The 2,627-nt window shown below is 59.7% G+C and carries 3 protein-coding genes and 1 pseudogene; 1 reads left to right on the top strand and 3 read right to left on the bottom strand.

Translation table 11 applies throughout. The features are described from left to right. The 3 genes and pseudogenes from ACXRVY_RS23425 to ACXRVY_RS23435 all read right to left on the bottom strand — a co-directional run. Positions 1 to 323 (bottom strand): annotated as a pseudogene (locus ACXRVY_RS23425) (hypothetical protein); the annotation flags it as partial. A 353-nt stretch (positions 324 to 676) separates the two neighbouring features. Next, positions 677 to 1,276, bottom strand: coding sequence for an FMN-dependent NADH-azoreductase (locus ACXRVY_RS23430; protein ID WP_458238363.1), 600 nt, complete (start codon positions 1,274 to 1,276; stop codon positions 677 to 679). Between the two features lie 232 nt (positions 1,277 to 1,508). Continuing rightward, positions 1,509 to 1,823, bottom strand: a complete 315-nt coding sequence (locus ACXRVY_RS23435; RefSeq protein ID WP_223462103.1) for a 3-phosphoglycerate kinase — start codon at positions 1,821 to 1,823, stop codon at positions 1,509 to 1,511. Positions 1,824 to 1,872: 49 nt separating this feature from the next. Here ACXRVY_RS23435 and ACXRVY_RS23440 point away from each other — a divergent pair. Further along, positions 1,873 to 2,627: LysR family transcriptional regulator (locus ACXRVY_RS23440; RefSeq protein ID WP_458238364.1), on the top strand; the 755-nt coding region annotated here is incomplete at its 3' end.

The following is a 2,627-nucleotide window of genomic DNA, read 5'->3' on the forward strand; positions in this document are numbered from 1 at the left end:
CGACGGTTGAGCGCATCTTCGATCAGGGTCACGTGCAGCGGCGTGAGGATGGTGAACAGCAACACTTCCGGCACCGTCAGTACACGAAAGCTCAGGTACAGGCAGACGTAGGTCACGCCAAACTGCAACGCGCCGATCAGCAGCATGCCGCGCATGAATGCCGGCTCCACCGAGCGCCAGCGGGTCAGCGGGATGAACACCAGCCCTGCCAGCAGCACGCGTACCAGCACGGCAAAGTAACTGTCGACATGACCGGCCAGGTATTCGCCGATCAAACTGAAGGAAAACGCCTGGATCAGCGTGACAAAAAGTAGATAGCCCATGCTCGCCTCATTTCGAATGGCGGCGACGATAGCGGTTTTTGCCTTGAATCGCGATCCCCGAAAGCTGTCTGAAAAAACGCAAAAACCTGTGGGAGCGTGCTTGCTCGCGATGACGGAGTGTCAGTCGAAAGTGATGTTGACTGATCCACCGCAATCGCGAGCAAGCTCGCTCCCACAGGGTTTATCKGTGTTTCCTGAATCGCAGGCAAAAAAAAGCCCGATCTCGCTAAAGCGTTCAATCGGGCCAGAGCACTCAGGAGCAACAAGTGCGAAGGGAGGTTCGATGCGCGTACAGGCTTGAAGGGTTGCGCCAGGCCACTAGACCATCCAGCGATTATCTGGCGATTAACCGGTCAGGCCACTTGCGAAAGCTTGGCGTTCGCCTGGTTCAGGCCTTTCTCCTGGAAGTCACCGCCCAGGTTCATGCCTTCGGCGTGGATGAACGTCACGTCGTGGATGCCGATGAAGCCCATGACCTGGCGCAGGTACGGTTCCTGGTGATCGGCGGTGCTGCCGGCATAGATGCCGCCGCGAGCCGTTAACACATAGGCACGCTTGCCGCTGAGCAGGCCTTGCGGGCCGGTTTCGGTGTACTTGAAGGTCACGCCGGCACGCAGCACATGGTCGAGCCAGGCTTTCAGGGTGCTGGGGATGGCGAAGTTGTACATCGGTGCGGCCATCACCAGTACATCGGCGGCGAGCAATTCGTCGGTCAACTGGTTGGAGCGTTCCAGGGAAGCCTGTTCGATGTCGCTGCRCTGCTCGGCGGGTTTCATCCAGCCACCCAACAGGTTGATGTCCAGGTGTGGCACCGGCTTGACGGCCAGGTCGCGGACGGTGATCTGGTCGTTCGGGTGAGCGGCTTTCCACTGGCTGATGAAGGTCTGGGTCAGTTGACGGGAAACCGAGTCTTGCTGACGGGCACTGCTTTCGATGATCAGAACGCGGGACATGGGATGTAGCCTCCATCTGAGAATGCTGTAGGTCGATGGAGTGAAGGTTAAACAGAGTCATATCGATGAAAAAGCGCAAATAACTGCTATAACCCATCAATAAATTCGTTTATAAGCTCAGCATTCCCTGCCTCTGTAGGAGCGAGCTTGCTCGCGAGGGTGTATCAGACACAGTGGTGTCGATTGACCCACCGCATCGCGAGCAAGCTCGCTCCTACAGAAGAGCCGGGCTTCATTTCGGGGTGCAGGTCAGCTCGATGCGCAGCTTGATGATGCTGCGGGTGAATTTGACGGTGGCATTTTTGTGCTTGCCGGCCAGTACGTCGATCTTGCGGGTGCGCGGAGCTTCAGGGCCATTGATGAAAACGGCCTTGCAGCTCGCATCGACGTCACCGTAGTTGGCCACCTGAATGGAGCCGATGTCGCTATCCGTGTCGTAGGTCTGATAATCGATCTTCATGCCGTTGAGGTCTTTCTTCACATCGATCGGGTAAGCCATCGCCGTCAGCGGCAGCAGCGCCAGCAGCACACAACAGAATTTTTTCATTCAGCAGCCTCCAATAAGGGCTGCCAGCTTAGGACAAGAGGAGCTCCACATGAAAGCGCCCCGCGTGACCCTTGATCAATGGCGAACGCTGCAAGCCGTGGTCGATCACGGTGGTTTCGCCCAGGCCGCCGAGGCGCTGCATCGTTCGCAATCGTCGGTCAGCTACACCGTGGCACGCATGCAGGATCAGCTTGGCGTGCCGTTGCTGCGCATCGACGGACGCAAGGCCGTGCTGACCGAAGCCGGCGGTGTGCTGTTGCGCCGTTCCCGGCAACTGGTGAAACAGGCCAGTCAGCTGGAAGACCTGGCCCATCACATGGAGCAGGGCTGGGAAGCCGAAGTGCGCCTGGTGGTCGATGCCGCTTACCCAAGCGCCCGCCTCGTGCGCGCCTTGACCGCGTTCATGCCGCAAAGCCGTGGCTGCCGGGTACGCCTGCGTGAGGAAGTGCTGTCGGGGGTGGAGGAAGTCCTGCTCGAAGGCGTGGCCGACCTGGCCATCACAGGGTTCAGTATTCCCGGTTACCTGGGCGCGGAATTGAGCGACGTCGAGTTCGTCGCCGTCGCCCACCCGGAGCATCCCCTGCACCGCCTCAACCGCGAACTGAGCTTCCAGGACCTGGAAAGCCAGATGCAGGTGGTGATCCGCGACTCGGGGCGCCAGCAACCACGGGACGTCGGCTGGCTCGGTGCCGAACAGCGCTGGACCGTCGGCAGCCTGGCCACCGCCGCAACCTTCGTCAGCAGCGGTCTGGGGTTTGCGTGGCTGCCCCGGCACTTGATCGAACGGGAACTCAAGGAAAGTAC

Source organism: Pseudomonas sp. P5_A2_2 (assembly GCF_054177685.1).